Here is a 14531-nt window from a genome sequence, read left to right on the forward strand (position 1 = left end):
GACAACCTTGACAGTCTATCGGATGCCGCCATCCTGGTCGAACTGCAGCGACGGCTCATCGGCGACCGAGAGCGAGAGCACCGCGGTCTCCACGATGTCCTGCTTCTCCAGGTCGCGCTCGATCTCGCGCAGCCGCAGGGCGACGTCGTGCTCGCGGGCGTCGCCGGCGAGATCGACCTCGGCGACGACGAACAGCCGGTTCGGGCCGACGTACTCCAGGTGCAGGTAGGTGAGGCGCTCGATCTCGGGCATGCTGAGCAGCGCGGCGCCCGCCCGCGCGCGGACGCGGGACGACACCGTCGTGCCGACGAGGAAGCGCATGTTCCGCTGGATGAGCATCACCGCGACGATCCCGAGCAGGAGCCCGACCAGGATGGACCCGACGGCATCCCACACGGCGTCGCCCGTGAGCTGATGCACCCCGATCGAACCCGCCGCGATGACGAGGCCGATGAGGGCGGCCCCGTCCTCGAAGAACACCGCCCGCAGGGTCGTGTCGCTCGTGTCGAGCACGAAGTCCCACGTCGACGCTCCGCGCTCGCGTGCGAGGCGGCGCGACCGGGTGAACGCCTGGATGAACGAGAGGCCCTCGAGGATGAAAGCGACGCCGAGGACGATGTACGCGATCGCAGGATCCTCGACCGGCTCGGCCGCCGTGAGCTCTTGCACGCCGTGCATGATCGACACGATCGCGCCGGCGGTGAAGATGCCGAACGCGGCGATCATCGACCAGACGAAAGCGCTGCGGCCGTAGCCGAGCGGATGCCGCTCGTCCTTCGGTCGCGCCCCGCGGCGGTCGGCGATGAGCAGGAAGACCTCGTTGCCGGCGTCGGCCCACGAGTGCGCCGCCTCTGCGACCATCGAGGCCGACGTCGTCAGCACCGCCGCGACCGTCTTCGCAATCGCGACGAGGACGTTGGCGAGGAACGCGATGATCACCGTCACGCCGCCAGGCTACGCCGGGCTGAGGGCACGCGCGCGGCGGCCTGTTGTGAGACTCGGTACGGCGCGTGTCACAGGAGGTGCGGCCGGTACGGTTGTGCCCATGGAGTGGACAGCGGATGTCGCAGCCGGCGACTGGCTGCGTGAGCGCATCGACGACCCCTGGCGGTACACGATGCACGACGTCGTGCCGCGTGGCTTCGCCGCCTACGCGCGGGTGTTCCACCCGGCCATGCGCGAACGGCCGGTCGGCCGAACATGGCCTCACGACGACGACCGCGATGGCTGGGAGGCCTTCTCGGCACGTCCCCCCGAGATCGACACCGAGCAGATCGGCTGGGGCGAGGTGGCGACGGCCTTCGGCACGATGATGCACCCGCTCGCACAGTGGCAGCGGCTGGTCGGGAAGGACGATCCCTACGGCGGCGGCGGGTCGGCGCGTGACGCGGACGGCTGGCGGTACTCGGACCCCCAGCAGGGGCAGTTGGGCGCCGAGACGCTCGCGGCACTCGCCGGCGTGCTCACCACTCACACGACGACGCCGAACTCCGGTTATGCAGCGGTATGGGAGGGCTGGGGAGGGCTCACCGGTGGAATGGGGTACGGCCCGTCACGCACGTTCATCACGCTCAGCGATGATGCCGATGCGGAGCCCCGCCACGCTGAGTTCCTCGCTCACACGGGCCGCGACGTGTTCAACGATGTGTTCCGAAAACCCACCTGGCAGCCGGGCGTTCTTTCAGACGAGATCTCTCGAGGGTCGCGTCTGAGCCTGCCGGGGCGCGACTACGTCCTGTTCCGCGGTGGTGCGCGGGAGTTCACCGATCCGCATTGGAGCCAGTCGGTCCCCTGGTTCGACCAGGCGGGTTACGAGAAGCACGGGTGGGTGCCGCCCACCGAATCGCCCAACCTCGTCTGGCCCGACGACCACGCCTGGGTCATGGTGAGCGAGATCGACTGGGACTCGACGATCGTCGCCGGCAGCGAGGAGCTGGTCGCCGCGATCGTCGCGGACCCGCGTCTCGAGGCGTCCGCGATCCCCGCCGACGCGCACCTCAGCTGCGACGGCGACGAGGTGAACCGATGAGCCAGGCCACCGCATCCTTCGACGCCCTCACAGCGCCCGTCGACAAGCGCGCGGCGCGCGCCTTCTGGAAGACCGTGCGACCCACCGGCTCGACGGCCACGCAGATCATCGGCGGCGTCTTCGTCGTGCTGTTCGCAGTCGTCTTCCTCGGCGTGGGAACCCAGGTCATCGCCGGCTTCTTCAGCGCGGGCGTCCACATCGGCGGTGGCATGGGAGTGCTGTTCCTCCTCGTGCCGCTCGTGTTCCTCGCGGCGATCGTCGCCGGCCTCGTCGCGGTGCTCCGCAGCGTCTTCGGGGCAGGCAGTGCGGTGCGCGCCTACCGGCTGGATCAGTTCGCGCGGGCGAACGGCATGACGTACGACGTCGGCGTGAAGGATCCCCAGCTGCCCGGGATGGTGTTCCAGCAGGGCCACTCCCGCCACTCCTCGAACCTCGTGCGGGGCCGACAGCCGCGCTTCGTCGAGTTCGGCAACTACACGTACAAGACCGGGTCGGGCAAGAGCGAGGCGACCCACCGCTGGGGGTACGTCGCGATCAAGCTGGACGTGCCGCTGCCGAACATCGTGCTCGACGCCACCAGCAACAACGGCCTGTTCGGGTCGAACCTGCCGGAGCGGTTCGCGCGGGCCCAGCGCCTGCCGCTCGAGGGCGACTTCGATCGGCACTTCTCTCTGTTCTGCCCGGCGGGCTACGAGCAGGATGCGCTGTACCTGTTCACGCCCGACATCATGGCGCGGTTCATCGACCACGCCGCGGCGCTCGATGTCGAGATCGTCGACGACTGGCTGTTCCTCTACGCCCAGCGCGACCTGTCGACCCTCGATCCCGCGACGTGGCGCTGGCTGTTCGCGACGGTCGGGGCGATCCTCGACAAGCTCGCGCAGTGGGCGCGCTGGCGCGACGACCGGTTGACGACGGATGCGTCGGCCGCCGCCTCCGCCGGGGTCGTCGCCCCGTCCGCCACAGCCGTCAGCGCCGCGCCGGCGCATCCGTTCGCCCCTCCAGCGGCCCTGCTCAGGCCTCCACCTCCGCCGGGCGTCGCTCCCGAGGGGCGCCGGCTGCGCCGCAGCACATCGGTGGTGGCGATCGTCGGCGTCGTGCTGTTCGGGATCGCCTGGATCGTGCTCTCCACTTGGATGCGGCTGTGAGCCTCAGCCGCCGGTGGAGCGGCGCGTGACGCCCATGAGACGGGCGATGCCGCGCTGCAGCACGCCGGTCAGGAACAGCAGGAACAGCGCGAAGTAATTGACAGCGGGAAGCAGGATCGCGACCGCGAGCGACGCGGCGAACAGGATCGCCATCGCGATGTCGACGGCCATGCCGCGCCGCAGCATCGTGTCGTCGATGGAGTGCAGTGTCGGGTCGCGGTGCAGCACGACCCGCTGGAGCAGGGCGAGCAGGCTCGTCGCGATCATCGTGCCGATGTAGACGACCTTCACGAGCGCCTCGTCGTTCGACATCACCGCCGTCAGCGCGGTCGCGACCGGCATCCATACGATCGTGAGAAGCCACGCGATGCAGACCCAGAGCAATGCATTCGAGACGCGCTCGACGCGTGAGAAAAGGTGATGCTGGTTGACCCAGAAGCTCGCGATCACGGCGAAGCTGATGACGAAGCTGATGAGCTGCCACTGGTGATCGTCGATCCAGGCCCACGTGCCTTCCTGTGCCGTGCCGGCGTCGCCGACGCTGTCCATCAGCGGCAGGATGAGCAGGGTCATCGCGATCGCGACGACGGCGTCGATGAACGCCTTGGCGCGCTCGGCGCCGAAGATCCGCAGCCGGGCGTCGTCGTTCGTCACGGTGCGATGCTATCGACACCGGCCGCCGCGCGGAGGTGCGGCGCGGCCGGGCCCCTCGACTCGCTTCGCGGTTCCTGAGCGAGGAGCGCAGCGACGAGTCGAAGGGCGCCCAGGGACCTGACGGTGTCCGGGGCTGCGTCGCTCAGGGACCCGAGAGTGTCAGGTCCCTGAGCGAGGGGCGCAGCCCCGAGTCGAAGGGCCGCCTCCGGTCACTTGCCGGCGGTCGCCTTGTCGTAGGCGCGCATCGCGGCGGCCTGGGCGTCCTTCAGCGCCTGGTCGGCCGACTTCTGTCCCAGCAGCGCCTGCGTGACGGCGTTCGTCAGCTCGGTGTTGATGGTCTGCCCGGCCGGCGACGACCCGAACGTCGTGCCGTAGTCGACGACGTCGTAGTAGGTGCTGATCACCTGGTCGAAGTCCTTGTTGCCGGAGGGCTTCACCCACTTGTCGCGGATCGCCTTGTCAGACTCGGGCGAGCCGGTGAACAGGCCGGTGTTCACGCCGCCGTCCTTCTCCCGGGTCTGGGCCCGGGCCTCGCCCGCTGCCATCCACGCCTCCGGCGAGGTGAGCGCGTTCATCCACGCGCACGCCGCCGACGGGTTCTTCGCCCCCGTGGGGATGACGAACGCCGAGCCGCCGGCCGCCGAGAACGGCTTGCCGTCGGAGCCGCGGAACGGCACCGCCCGGATGTCGATCTTGTCCATGTACGGCGCGAGCACGTTCGGGTACCACTGGGCGTTGACCTGCGCACCGACCTGGTTCTTCACGAATTGGTTGTTGTCCCCGAACGTGTCGAACGAGTCGGTGAAGCTCTTCACCTTCGCGAATCCGCCCTGCGCGTCGACGATCTTCTTGAGCAGTTCGACGCCGGCGACGTTGCTCGCGTCGTCGAGCGTCGGCTTGCCCGTGTCATCGGCGAGCGTGCCGCCCTGGCTGAGCACCCACAGCTGCGGCTGCCCAGTGGCGACGGGGTCGAACCCGAGGGTGGTGGGGTTGCCGCCCGACGACTTGTACATCTTGCCGATCGCGGCGAGCAGCACGTCGGGCTTCGACGTGTCGATCTGATCGGGCGTGACACCCGCGGCATCCAGCACCTTCATGTTCACGATGATCGCCGGCGGCTGGTAGAACTGCGGCACGGCCCAGGTCTTGCCGTCGTACTTCACATCGTCGACGACCGACTGGTACCACCGCTTGGAGGGGTCGACCTTCTGGGCGTCGAAGCACGCGTCGAGCGGCTCGATGAGCCCCTGCGCCGCGTACTGCGGAACGAACTGCCGGTCCATCTGCACGACGTCGGGCACGTTGCCGGAGGCCATCCGCGTGGTGAACTTCTGGGCGTCGAAGGATGTCGCGTCGAGGTCGACCGTCACGCCCTTGAGCTGACCGGCGGCGTAGTCGAGGCGGGCCTTGCCCACGTCGTCGGCGTTGTCGAAGGCCCACGCCTTGAGGGTCCCTGCGGGCTTCGCGCTGAAGTCGGTCCCGTTGTCGTTGCCCCCGCCCCCGCCTCCTCCGCCCGAACCGCAGGCGGTGAGAGCGAGCAGGCCGACGCCGATGGCGGCGACGGCGGTGATGCGCTTGCGCATGTCGTTCTCCGTTTCTCCCGGCGGCGCCGGGCTTGTGCTAACCCTTTGTTCCGGTCGTCGCGATGCCCTGCACGAAGTACCGCTGGCCGAAGGCGAACAGGATCAGCATCGGCAAGGTCACCAGCAGGGCCGCCACCATGACGTACTGGTAGTCGCCGTGCCCGCCCGCGGTGGGGCTGTACTTCGTCATCGCGTACGCGATGCCCAGCGGCGCCGTGAAGTCGGACGGCGACCCCGCGTTCAGGTAGATGAGGGCGGCCTGCAGGTTGTTCCAGCTGGCCTGGAACTCGAACAGGAACACGATGATGAACGAGGGAATCGACAGCGGCATCGCGATGCGCCAGAACTGCGCCCACGCTCCCGCGCCGTCGAGCTTCGCCGCATCGAACAGGTCGCTCGGCAACCCCAGGAAGAACTGCCGCTGCAGGAAGATGTAGAACGCCGATCCGAACAGGTTCATCCCCCACAGCGGGACCCAGGTGCCGAGCATCCCGAGGTCCTTCCAGATGAGGTAGATCGGGATCATCGTGACGGCGCCCGGCAGCATCATCGTGGCGAGCACGAGCCCGAACAGCACCTGCCGGCCGGGGAAGCGGAACCGCGCGAACCCGAACGCGACGATCGAGCTCGAGACGGCGACGGCGACGGCGGCGAGCAGCGCGATCGAGATGCTGTTGAACAGCCAGCTCATCAGCGGCAGCTGATTCCACACCTCGACGTAGTTCTGCGGCTGGAACGTCTTCGGGATGAGCCGGTTGTCGAACACCTCGCCGCGGGGCTTGAGGCTCGCCGCGATGAGCCACACGAACGGATACAGGAACAGGCACGTGACCGCGAGCGCCACGACGATGAGGATGAAGCGCCCGAGGAACGTCTGCGGTCGCCAGATCCGTCGCACCCTGCGCTGCGGAGCGGCCAGCACCGCCGCTTCGGCCTCGGCGGGTGCTGCGACTCCGATCGTCTGCTGCGTGACGGCCATCACCGGCTCCCCTCGTAGTAGACGAACCGATTCCCGACCTTCGTCTGGATGAGCGAGATGATCAGGATGATGACGAACAGCAGCCACGCCATCGCCGCAGCGAACCCGAAGTCGAACTGGCGGAACGCCTGCTGGAAGAGGTAGATCGCGTAGAACAGCGACGAGTCGGGCGAGCTGTTCGTCTGGTCGCGCCAGAACAGCACGTACGCCTGGTCGAACACCTGGAACGCCGCGATCGACAGCACGATGACGTTGAAGAACATCGCGCCGGAAATCATCGGCAGGGTGATCGAGAAGAACTTGCGGATGGGCCCGGCGCCGTCGAGGGAGGCCACCTCGTACAGCTCGGCGCCGACGTTCTTCAGCGCGGCGAGGAAGATCACCATCGTTCCGCCGACGGTCCACAGTGTCATGAGCACGATGCTGGGCTTGACCCACGCCGGGTCGACGAGCCACTGCGGACCCTGGATGCCGAACAGCCTGAGGAACTCGTTCACCGCGCCGGAGTTGCCGTTCAGCAGCAGGAAGAAGACGGATGCGGTGGCCACCGCCGGCGTCATCTTCGGCAGGTAGTACACGGTGCGGAAGAACCCGGAGCCGCGCGTGATGCGGTCGAGCACGAGCGCCAGGCCGAGGGCGACGAGGATCTCGGCGGGCACCGCCAGCACGGCGTAGAACAGAGTGTTGCCGAGCGAGAGGGCGACCTTGGGGTCTTGGAACAGCTCGGCGTAGTTCGAGAAGCCGGCCGGGGTGGCGCGTCCGTTGGCGAGGTTGTAGTTCGTGAAGGAGATGTAGAGGCTGTAGATCATCGCGCCGGCGGTGAACACGAGGAACCCGATGATCCAGGGCGAGATGAAGAGGTACCCGGTCAGGGCCTCGCGCCTGCGCTGATTCATCCGCGTCCCCTCTCGGGTTCTCCGGCTTCCGCTTCTAGGGCCGAGGATAGGGTCCCGGCGTCGCCGACGCTAGAGCCGCGAGGGCACTGTGGGAAAGGGGCAGACAGAAGCGCTTCTCTGTGCTATTCCTCCCCGCGAACCCCGCGGAACGCGGGCCACGACGTGAGGTCGGTTAGGCTCGCGGGCGGAAGGGAGCCGGCGATGCCCGATCTGCAGGAGGCCCGCGCGACGCGCGAGTGGGTCAGCGAGGCGGTGCGCCGCGTCGAGGCAGACGCGAACCGCTCGTCCGACACGCACCTGCTCACGGTGCCGCTGCCCGCCGAGTGGGGCATCGAGCTGTACCTCAAGGACGAGTCGACGCATCCGACCGGGAGCCTCAAGCACCGCCTCGCGCGCTCGCTGTTCCTCTACGGCCTGTGCAACGGGTGGATCGTCGAGGGAACGACGATCGTCGAGGCGTCGAGCGGCTCGACGGCGGTGTCGGAGGCGTACTTCGCGCGCATGCTCGGGCTGCCGTTCGTCGCGGTCATCCCGAAGACCACGACACAGGAGAAGATCGCGCTCATCGAGTTCTACGGCGGGCGGTGCCACTTCGTCGACGACCCCGCGACCGTGTATACCGAGGCGGCGCGCATCGCTGCCGAGTCGGGGGGCCACTACCTCGACCAGTTCACGTTCGCGGAGCGGGCCACGGACTGGCGCGGCAACAACAACATCGCGGAGTCGATCTTCGAGCAGCTCGCCAAGGAGCGGCATCCCGTTCCGCGCTGGATCGTCGTGGGTGCGGGCACCGGTGGCACGAGCGCGACGATCGGCCGGTACCTGCGGTATCAGCGGCATCCCACCCAGCTGTGTGTGGCCGATCCGGAGAACTCCGCGTTCCTCGACGCGTGGGCGACGGGCGACCTGTCGGTGACGACGGATGCGCCGAGCCGCATCGAGGGGATCGGCCGGTCGCGCGTGGAGCCGAGCTTCCTGCCGCAGATCGTCGACCACATGGTGCGGGTTCCGGATGCCGCATCCATCGCCGCGATGCGCTTCATCGCGGCGCGCACCGGGTATCGGGCGGGCGCGTCGACCGGCACGAATCTGTGGGCGGCGTTCGGCCTGATCGCCGACATGCGGGCGGCGGGCGAGACCGGCAGCGTCGTCACGCTCCTGTGCGACTCGGCCGACCGCTACCGCAACACCTACTGCAACGACGCCTGGCTGGCCGAGCGCGGCATCGACATCGCCGGCCCTGCCGCCGCCCTCGACCGCTTCATCGCGACCGGCGCCCGCCCCGCCTGACCCGCGTCAGTTCGGCGCGTGTGCGCCCCGGCCTCCCCTCCGTCGACTTCACATGAAATCGCCCGTTGCACATCGAACCGGCGTCGGGTTGATGTGGGATCGGCGACTTCATGTGAAAGCGAAGAGCTGACGCGAGGTCGTACGACTTCGCCGAAGGAACATCATCCTGCGTGCAGAATGATGTGCGCTCGGCGAGATCGTACGATTTCGACGAAGGAGCGGGGGGCGAACGGACGCGTCGAGGGGGCCGCGCCGCGGAGGTCAGCGGGCCTCGGTGTCGGCGGCTTCCGCCGCCTCCCACGCGGCCCGGCGCGCAGCCTGCTGGTCGGGGTCGGGCACCGGGATCGACGCGAGCAGCCGGCGCGTGTAGTCGTCCTGCGGATCGCCGAGCATCTGCGCCGTGGTGCCCTGCTCGCGGATCGTGCCGTGCCGCAGCACGACGATCCGGTCGGCCACCTCGTCGATCACGGCGAGATCGTGGCTGATGAACAGGCACGCGAAGCCGAGCTCGGCCTGCAGCTCGGCGAACAGCTCGAGCACCCGCGCCTGAACCGACACGTCGAGAGCGCTCGTCGGCTCGTCGGCGATGAGCAGCTTCGGCCGCAGCGCGATCGCCCGTGCGAGCGACGCGCGCTGCCGCTGGCCGCCGCTGAGCTCGTGCGGATACCGGTCGCCGAACGACCGCGGCAGGTGCACGGCGTCGAGCAGATCGTCGACGCGAGCGCGGGCGGCACGCGGATTCGCGGCCCGGCCGTGCACGACGAGCGGCTCGGCGATGCACTCCGCGATCGTGAGCAGCGGATTGAAGCTCGTCGCCGGGTCCTGGAACACGAATCCGACATCGGGCCGCAGCTTCTTCAGCGACCGCATCGAGGTGCCGCGCATCTCGTGCCCGAGCACCTTCAGCGATCCACCCACGACCTGCGTGAGCCCGACGATCGCGCGGCCGATCGTGGTCTTCCCCGACCCCGATTCGCCGACGAGCCCCACCACCTCGCCGGGCGCGATCCAGAAGTCGACGCCCTTGACCGCCACGACGCCGGCGCGCCCGAAGCGACCCGGGTAGGCGATCTGCAGATCCTTCGCAACCACCGGCGAACCCTCGGGCGGCGACGACGGCGGGACGAGCCCCGCCGGCTGTGTGGCGCTCTTTCCCCGTCCGACATGCGGAACCGCGGCGAGGAGCTTCTTCGTGTACTCCTCGCGCGGGTCGGCGAACAGCTCCCGCGCGGGCGCCTGCTCGACGATGTCGCCCTGGTACATCACGACCACCCGGTCGGCGAGGTCCGCGACGACGCCCATATTGTGCGTGATCAGCACGACGGTCGCGCCGAACTCGTCGCGGGCGGTGCGCAGCAGGTCGAGGATCTCGGCCTGCACCGTCACGTCGAGCGCCGTGGTCGGCTCGTCGGCGATGATCAGCCCCGCGTCGAGCACGAGTGCCATCGCGATGACGATCCGCTGCTTCTGCCCGCCGGAGAACTGGTGCGGGTAGTCGTTGACGCGGTGTTCGGGATCGGGGATGCCGACGCGGCGCATGATGTCGATCGCCCGCTCGCGCGCCTCGCGCTTGGAGATGCGGTGGTGCGCGCGCAGCCCCTCGGCGATCTGGAACCCGACCGTGAACACCGGGTTCAGCGCCGTCGACGGCTCCTGGAACACCATGGCCGCGTCGCGTCCGCGCATCGCCCGCAGCTGCGCGTGGCTCGCGTGCACGACGTCGGTGTCGCCGCCCTCCCGCCCGCGGATGATCAGGGCGCCCTGGAGCGTGGCGGTCTCGGGCAGCAGTCCGAGCAGGGCGTTCGCCGTCACGGTCTTGCCCGAGCCCGACTCGCCCACGATGGCGAGCACCTCGCCGGCGTGCGCCTCGAGGGAGATGCCGTTCACGGCGACGACGGGGTCTCCGTCGGTGGCGAACGTGACCTTCAGATCGCGGATGGATGCCGCATCCCGCGTCTCGAAGTCGCGTGCGCCCACGTCGCTGACCGGTGCGCTCATCGCTCGGCTCCCTTCACCTGCGCGTCGAGCCCGCGGACGTCCTCCTCGAGCGCCGCGGAACCGAGAGGCTCCGAGCCGGGGACGCCGGCACCGAGGTCCTCGGGCCCCGCCGCAGCGGCGTCCTTCGCGACCGCGCGGCGGCGGCGGCGCAGCCGCGGGTCGCTGAGGTCGTTGAGGCTCTCGCCGACGAGGGTGATGCCGAGCACCACGAGCACGATGGCGACGCCCGGGGGAATGGCCGTCCACCAGATGTGGCTCGTGACATCCGAGACCGAGCGCGAGAGGTCGTAGCCCCACTCGCTCGCCGCCGTGGCCTCGATGCCGAAGCCGAGGAAGCCCAGACCCGCGAGGGTCAGTACCGCCTCCGACGCGTTCAGCGTGACGACGACCGGCACCGAGCGCGTCGCGTTGCGCAGCACGTGACGGATGAGGATGCGCAGCGTGGGCACGCCGATGACCTTCGCCGACTCGACGAAGGGCTCGGCCTTCACGCGCACGACCTCGCTGCGCACGACGCGGAAGTACTGCGGCACGAACACCACCGTGATCGAGATCGCGGCGGCGAGGATCCCGCCCCACAGCGTCGACTGTCCGTGGCTGATGACGATCGCCATCACGATCGCGAGCAGCAGCGACGGGAACGCGTAGATCGCGTCGGCGATGACGACGAGGATGCGGTCGAGCCAGCCGCCGAAGTAGCCCGACAGCAGCCCGATGAAGATGCCGATGAAGATCGAGAAGACGATGGCGCAGACGATCACCAGCAGCGCTGTCTGGGCACCCCAGATGGTGCGCGAGAGCACGTCGAATCCGCTGACGGTGGTGCCGAGCAGGTTCTGTGCGCTCGGGGGCTGCAGCGTGCCGAAGTCGGCGCCGGCATCCGTCGTCCGCTGGGCATAGCCGTACGGGGCGAGCCAGGGAGCGAGCACCGCCACGATCACGAACAGGCCGGTGAGCACGAGGCCCACCACGAGCATCGCGCGCTGCCAGCCGATGCTGTGCTTGAGGTGCGAGACGACCGGGATGCGGTCGCTCAGCGGCCGCGGTGCCGTCTCGACGCGTGCGGGCAGCGTGCCGGTCGGCATCGGGTCGAGGGCACCCGTGGGGGTGGGGTCCTGGACGGTCATCTCAGTACCTCACTCGCGGGTCGATCACGACGGCGATGACGTCGACGACGAAGTTCGCGACGGCCACGACGACGGCGATCATGATGACGATGCCCTGCACGGCGACGAAGTCGCGGGATTTGAGGTAGTCGGCCAGCATGAAGCCGAGGCCCTTCCACTCGAACGACGTCTCGGTCAGCACCGCACCCGCCAGCAGGGCCGCGATCTGCAGGCCCATGAGCGTCACGACCGGGATGAGCGCCGGCCGGTAGGCGTGCTTGGTGAGGAGCCGGTACTCGCCGACGCCGCGCGAGCGGGCGGATGTCACGTACTGGGCGCCGAGCGTGCCGATGACGTTGATGCGCACCAGCCGGAGGAAGATGCCGGCCGTGAGGATGCCGAGGGCGAGTCCCGGCAGCACCGCATGCCAGAGCACGTCGGCCACCGCATCCGGATCTCCGAGGCGCATCGCATCGATGAGGTAGATGCCGGTGGGGTGGTCGATCGTCTGCAGCATGAGCTCGGTGCGCGTGCTGGCCCGGCCCGAGACCGGCAGGATGTTGAACTGCACCGCGAACACGAGCTTGAGCAGGATCGCGAGGAAGAAGATCGGGGTGGCGTAGCCGAGGATCGCGCCGACCCTCAGCACGGCGTCCTGCCAGCGGTCGCGCTTGTAGGCGGCGATGAGGCCGAACGGGATGCCGAGCACGAACGCGACGATCAGGGCGTAGAACGCGAGCTCGAGGGTCGCCGACCCGTACTGCAGCAGGATCTCGGTCACCGGCCGGTGGTCGGTGAGGGTCGTCCCGAAGTCGCCACGGAACACGCCGGCGAGGTAGTCGAAGTACTGGACGATGAGCGGCCGGTCGTACCCGGCCTCGTGGATGCGCTCGGCGAGCTGCGCGGGCGGCAGCTTGCCGCCGAGGGCGGCGGTGATGGGATCGCCCGTGAGCCGCATCAGGAAGAACACCGTCGTCACGAGGATGAAGACGGTCGGGATGATCAGCAGCAGGCGGACGAGGATGAACCGCCACAGCCCGCCGCTGGAAGCGCGGACGGGTTTGGCGGCGAGGTCGGCGTCTTCGACGACGGTGGTCATGCGTGAACCTTACTCATGGCGCACACGGTCGTTGAGCGAGGCTCGTCTGCGCTCCTCGCTCAACGACCGGGAGTGCTACTTGTGCAGCGGTGCGTAGCGGAACTTGAACGAGGCGTCGAGGGTCGTGCCCTGAACGTCCTTGCCCACGATCGCGACCTGGGTGCCCTGCAGGTACGGCAGGGTGGACAGGTCCTTGGCCACGAGGTCCTGCACCTGACCGATCTCCTTGGCACGCGCGTCGGCGTCGGTCTCGGTCTGCTCCTTCGCGATCAGCGCCTGCACGTCGGCGTTGTCGTAGTGGTTCGCGAGGAAGTTGTCCTTCGTGAAGAACGGCGTGAGGTAGTTGTCCGCGTCGGAGAAGTCGGGGAACCATCCCAGCTGGTACATCGGGTAGACGTCGGCGGTGCGGTCCTTCGAGTACTGCACCCACTCGGTCTGCGCGAGGTTGACCTTGAACAGACCGCCCTGCTCGAGCTGCGTCTTGATCGCGGCGTACTCGTCGCCCGACGACGGACCGTAGTGGTCGCCGTTGTACTGCAGGTTCAGGGTGACCGGGGTCTTCACGCCGGCCGCCTCGAGACGCTGCTTGGCCTTGTCGGCCGAGGGGCCGCCGTTGCCATCGCCGTACAGTCCCTTCAGCGCGGTGTTGGCGCCGGTCATGCCGTCCGCCACATACGAGTAGAGGGGCGTGTAGGTGTCCTTGTAGACGTCGGTCGCGAGCTTCTGCCGGTCGATGAGGTCTGCCATCGCCTGCCGGACGGCGAGCGCCTTGGCCGGGTCGGCGTCGGGCGTCTTCGCTCCGAACGGCATCGTGTTGAAGTTGAACACGATGTAACGGATCTCACCGCCCGGGCCCTTCACGATCTGCACCTTGTCGTTCTTCGACAGGTCGTCGACGTCGGTGGCCGAGAGGCTGCGGAAGGCCACGTCGATGTCGCCGTTGCCGATCGCGAGCTTCAGGTTCGACGCATCCGCGTAGTACTTGGCGGTGACGTCGCTGTTCTCCGGGGCGCCGAGCTCGCCCTGGTAGTCCTTGTTGGGCTTGTAGTTGATCAGCTCGTTGACCTTGTAGGAGCTGATCACGTACTGGCCCGCGAACGCCTTGCCCTTGACGATGTCATCGTCGGGCGTCACCTTGTCGGCGGCGAAGACCTCTTCGTCGATGATCGGGCCGGCGGGGCTCGAGAGCACCTGCGGCCAGGTCTGGTCGTTCGGGTTCTTCAGGTGGAACACGACCGTCGTGTCGTCCGGCGTGTCGATGCTCTCGAGGTTGCCCAGCAGCGAGGCCGGCCCGTTCGGGTCGTTGATCTTGGCCACCCGCTCGAACGAGAACTTCACATCCGATGAGGTGAGCTCGTGCCCGTTGGCGAACTTCAGGCCCGGCTTGAGCTTGACGGTGTAGTCCTTGGGAGCGGTGAACTCGGCGGAGGTGGCGATGTCGGGGGTGACGTCGGCGGTGCCGTACTTGCTGTTCATCAGGAACGGGTAGATCTGGTTCATCACGGCGAACGAGCCGTTGTCGTAGGAACCGGCCGGGTCGAGCGACGTGATCTTGTCGGTCGTGCCGACCAGCAGCGGGGCGGAGCCGCCGCCTCCGCCGTTCGTGGGGTTGTTGCCGCCACCGCCGGCGCAACCGGCGAGCACGACGGCCGAGGCGCTGAGGGCCCCGAGTGCGAACAGTACGCGCCCGCGCGTGGATGTCTTCGATGACATAGTCGTTACCTCTGTGTGAAAGGAAGGACCGCGCAG

At 68.5% G+C, this 14531-nt stretch carries 12 protein-coding genes; 3 read left to right on the forward strand and 9 right to left on the reverse strand.

What is annotated here, in order from left to right:
* Nucleotides 1-15: 15 nt before the first annotated feature.
* Nucleotides 16-945, reverse strand: a complete 930-nt coding sequence (locus tag AC3RX1_RS09665) for a cation diffusion facilitator family transporter (RefSeq protein ID WP_491501026.1) — start codon at nucleotides 943-945, stop codon at nucleotides 16-18.
* A gap of 100 nt (nucleotides 946-1045) precedes the next feature.
* Between AC3RX1_RS09665 and AC3RX1_RS09670 the strand changes: the two genes are divergently transcribed.
* A complete protein-coding gene (locus tag AC3RX1_RS09670) occupies nucleotides 1046-2029 on the forward strand; it encodes a hypothetical protein (RefSeq protein ID WP_491501027.1) in 984 nt (327 codons plus the stop codon).
* Entirely contained in the window at nucleotides 2026-3177 is a 1152-nt protein-coding gene (locus AC3RX1_RS09675) for a hypothetical protein (RefSeq protein WP_491501028.1), read from the forward strand. Before AC3RX1_RS09670 ends, AC3RX1_RS09675 begins: the two co-directional genes overlap by 4 nt.
* A gap of 3 nt (nucleotides 3178-3180) precedes the next feature.
* Here AC3RX1_RS09675 and AC3RX1_RS09680 read toward each other — a convergent pair whose 3' ends face one another.
* From AC3RX1_RS09680 to AC3RX1_RS09695, 4 genes are all read right to left on the reverse strand, one after another.
* On the reverse strand, nucleotides 3181-3831 hold the full coding sequence (locus tag AC3RX1_RS09680; protein ID WP_491501029.1) for a TMEM175 family protein: 651 nt from the start codon (nucleotides 3829-3831) through the stop codon (nucleotides 3181-3183).
* Between the two features lie 209 nt (nucleotides 3832-4040).
* Nucleotides 4041-5414 (reverse strand): ABC transporter substrate-binding protein, encoded by a 1374-nt coding sequence (locus AC3RX1_RS09685; protein ID WP_491501030.1) that lies wholly within the window; start codon nucleotides 5412-5414, stop codon nucleotides 4041-4043.
* Between the two features lie 37 nt (nucleotides 5415-5451).
* A complete protein-coding gene (locus AC3RX1_RS09690) occupies nucleotides 5452-6393 on the reverse strand; it encodes a carbohydrate ABC transporter permease (RefSeq protein ID WP_491501031.1) in 942 nt (313 codons plus the stop codon).
* Nucleotides 6393-7289 carry a carbohydrate ABC transporter permease gene (locus AC3RX1_RS09695; RefSeq protein WP_491501032.1) on the reverse strand — a complete coding sequence of 299 codons (897 nt, stop codon included), beginning with the start codon at nucleotides 7287-7289 and terminating at the stop codon, nucleotides 6393-6395. Before AC3RX1_RS09695 ends, AC3RX1_RS09690 begins: the two co-directional genes overlap by 1 nt.
* 201 nt (nucleotides 7290-7490) lie before the next feature.
* Here AC3RX1_RS09695 and cds1 point away from each other — a divergent pair, with 201 nt between their 5' ends.
* Nucleotides 7491-8579, forward strand: coding sequence for an L-cysteine desulfhydrase Cds1 (gene cds1, locus AC3RX1_RS09700; RefSeq protein ID WP_491501033.1), 1089 nt, complete (start codon nucleotides 7491-7493; stop codon nucleotides 8577-8579).
* 261 nt (nucleotides 8580-8840) lie between these two features.
* Here cds1 and AC3RX1_RS09705 read toward each other — a convergent pair whose 3' ends face one another.
* The 4 genes from AC3RX1_RS09705 to AC3RX1_RS09720 form a co-directional block, all read right to left on the reverse strand.
* Nucleotides 8841-10577, reverse strand: coding sequence for a dipeptide ABC transporter ATP-binding protein (locus AC3RX1_RS09705; RefSeq protein WP_491501034.1), 1737 nt, complete (start codon nucleotides 10575-10577; stop codon nucleotides 8841-8843).
* Nucleotides 10574-11662 carry an ABC transporter permease gene (locus AC3RX1_RS09710; protein ID WP_491501379.1) on the reverse strand — a complete coding sequence of 363 codons (1089 nt, stop codon included), beginning with the start codon at nucleotides 11660-11662 and terminating at the stop codon, nucleotides 10574-10576. Before AC3RX1_RS09710 ends, AC3RX1_RS09705 begins: the two co-directional genes overlap by 4 nt.
* A gap of 43 nt (nucleotides 11663-11705) precedes the next feature.
* A complete protein-coding gene (locus tag AC3RX1_RS09715) occupies nucleotides 11706-12782 on the reverse strand; it encodes an ABC transporter permease (protein WP_491501035.1) in 1077 nt (358 codons plus the stop codon).
* Nucleotides 12783-12857: 75 nt separating this feature from the next.
* Nucleotides 12858-14495, reverse strand: coding sequence for an ABC transporter substrate-binding protein (locus tag AC3RX1_RS09720; RefSeq protein ID WP_491501036.1), 1638 nt, complete (start codon nucleotides 14493-14495; stop codon nucleotides 12858-12860).
* Nucleotides 14496-14531 lie beyond the last annotated feature (36 nt).

Source organism: Microbacterium altimontanum, assembly GCF_058349865.2.

Bases quoted from the DNA above. Each gene is read 5' to 3' on its own strand.
- AC3RX1_RS09715 (WP_491501035.1), bottom strand. From the start codon at position 12,782: ATGACCACCGTCGTCGAAGACGCCGACCTCGCCGCCAAACCCGTCCGC.
- AC3RX1_RS09710 (WP_491501379.1), bottom strand. From the start codon at position 11,662: ATGCCGACCGGCACGCTGCCCGCACGCGTCGAGACGGCACCGCGGCCG.
- AC3RX1_RS09705 (WP_491501034.1), bottom strand. From the start codon at position 10,577: ATGAGCGCACCGGTCAGCGACGTGGGCGCACGCGACTTCGAGACGCGG.
- AC3RX1_RS09695 (WP_491501032.1), bottom strand. From the start codon at position 7,289: ATGAATCAGCGCAGGCGCGAGGCCCTGACCGGGTACCTCTTCATCTCG.
- cds1 (WP_491501033.1), top strand. From the start codon at position 7,491: ATGCCCGATCTGCAGGAGGCCCGCGCGACGCGCGAGTGGGTCAGCGAG.
- AC3RX1_RS09670 (WP_491501027.1), top strand. From the start codon at position 1,046: ATGGAGTGGACAGCGGATGTCGCAGCCGGCGACTGGCTGCGTGAGCGC.
- AC3RX1_RS09720 (WP_491501036.1), bottom strand. From the start codon at position 14,495: ATGTCATCGAAGACATCCACGCGCGGGCGCGTACTGTTCGCACTCGGG.
- AC3RX1_RS09685 (WP_491501030.1), bottom strand. From the start codon at position 5,414: ATGCGCAAGCGCATCACCGCCGTCGCCGCCATCGGCGTCGGCCTGCTC.
- AC3RX1_RS09690 (WP_491501031.1), bottom strand. From the start codon at position 6,393: ATGGCCGTCACGCAGCAGACGATCGGAGTCGCAGCACCCGCCGAGGCC.
- AC3RX1_RS09675 (WP_491501028.1), top strand. From the start codon at position 2,026: ATGAGCCAGGCCACCGCATCCTTCGACGCCCTCACAGCGCCCGTCGAC.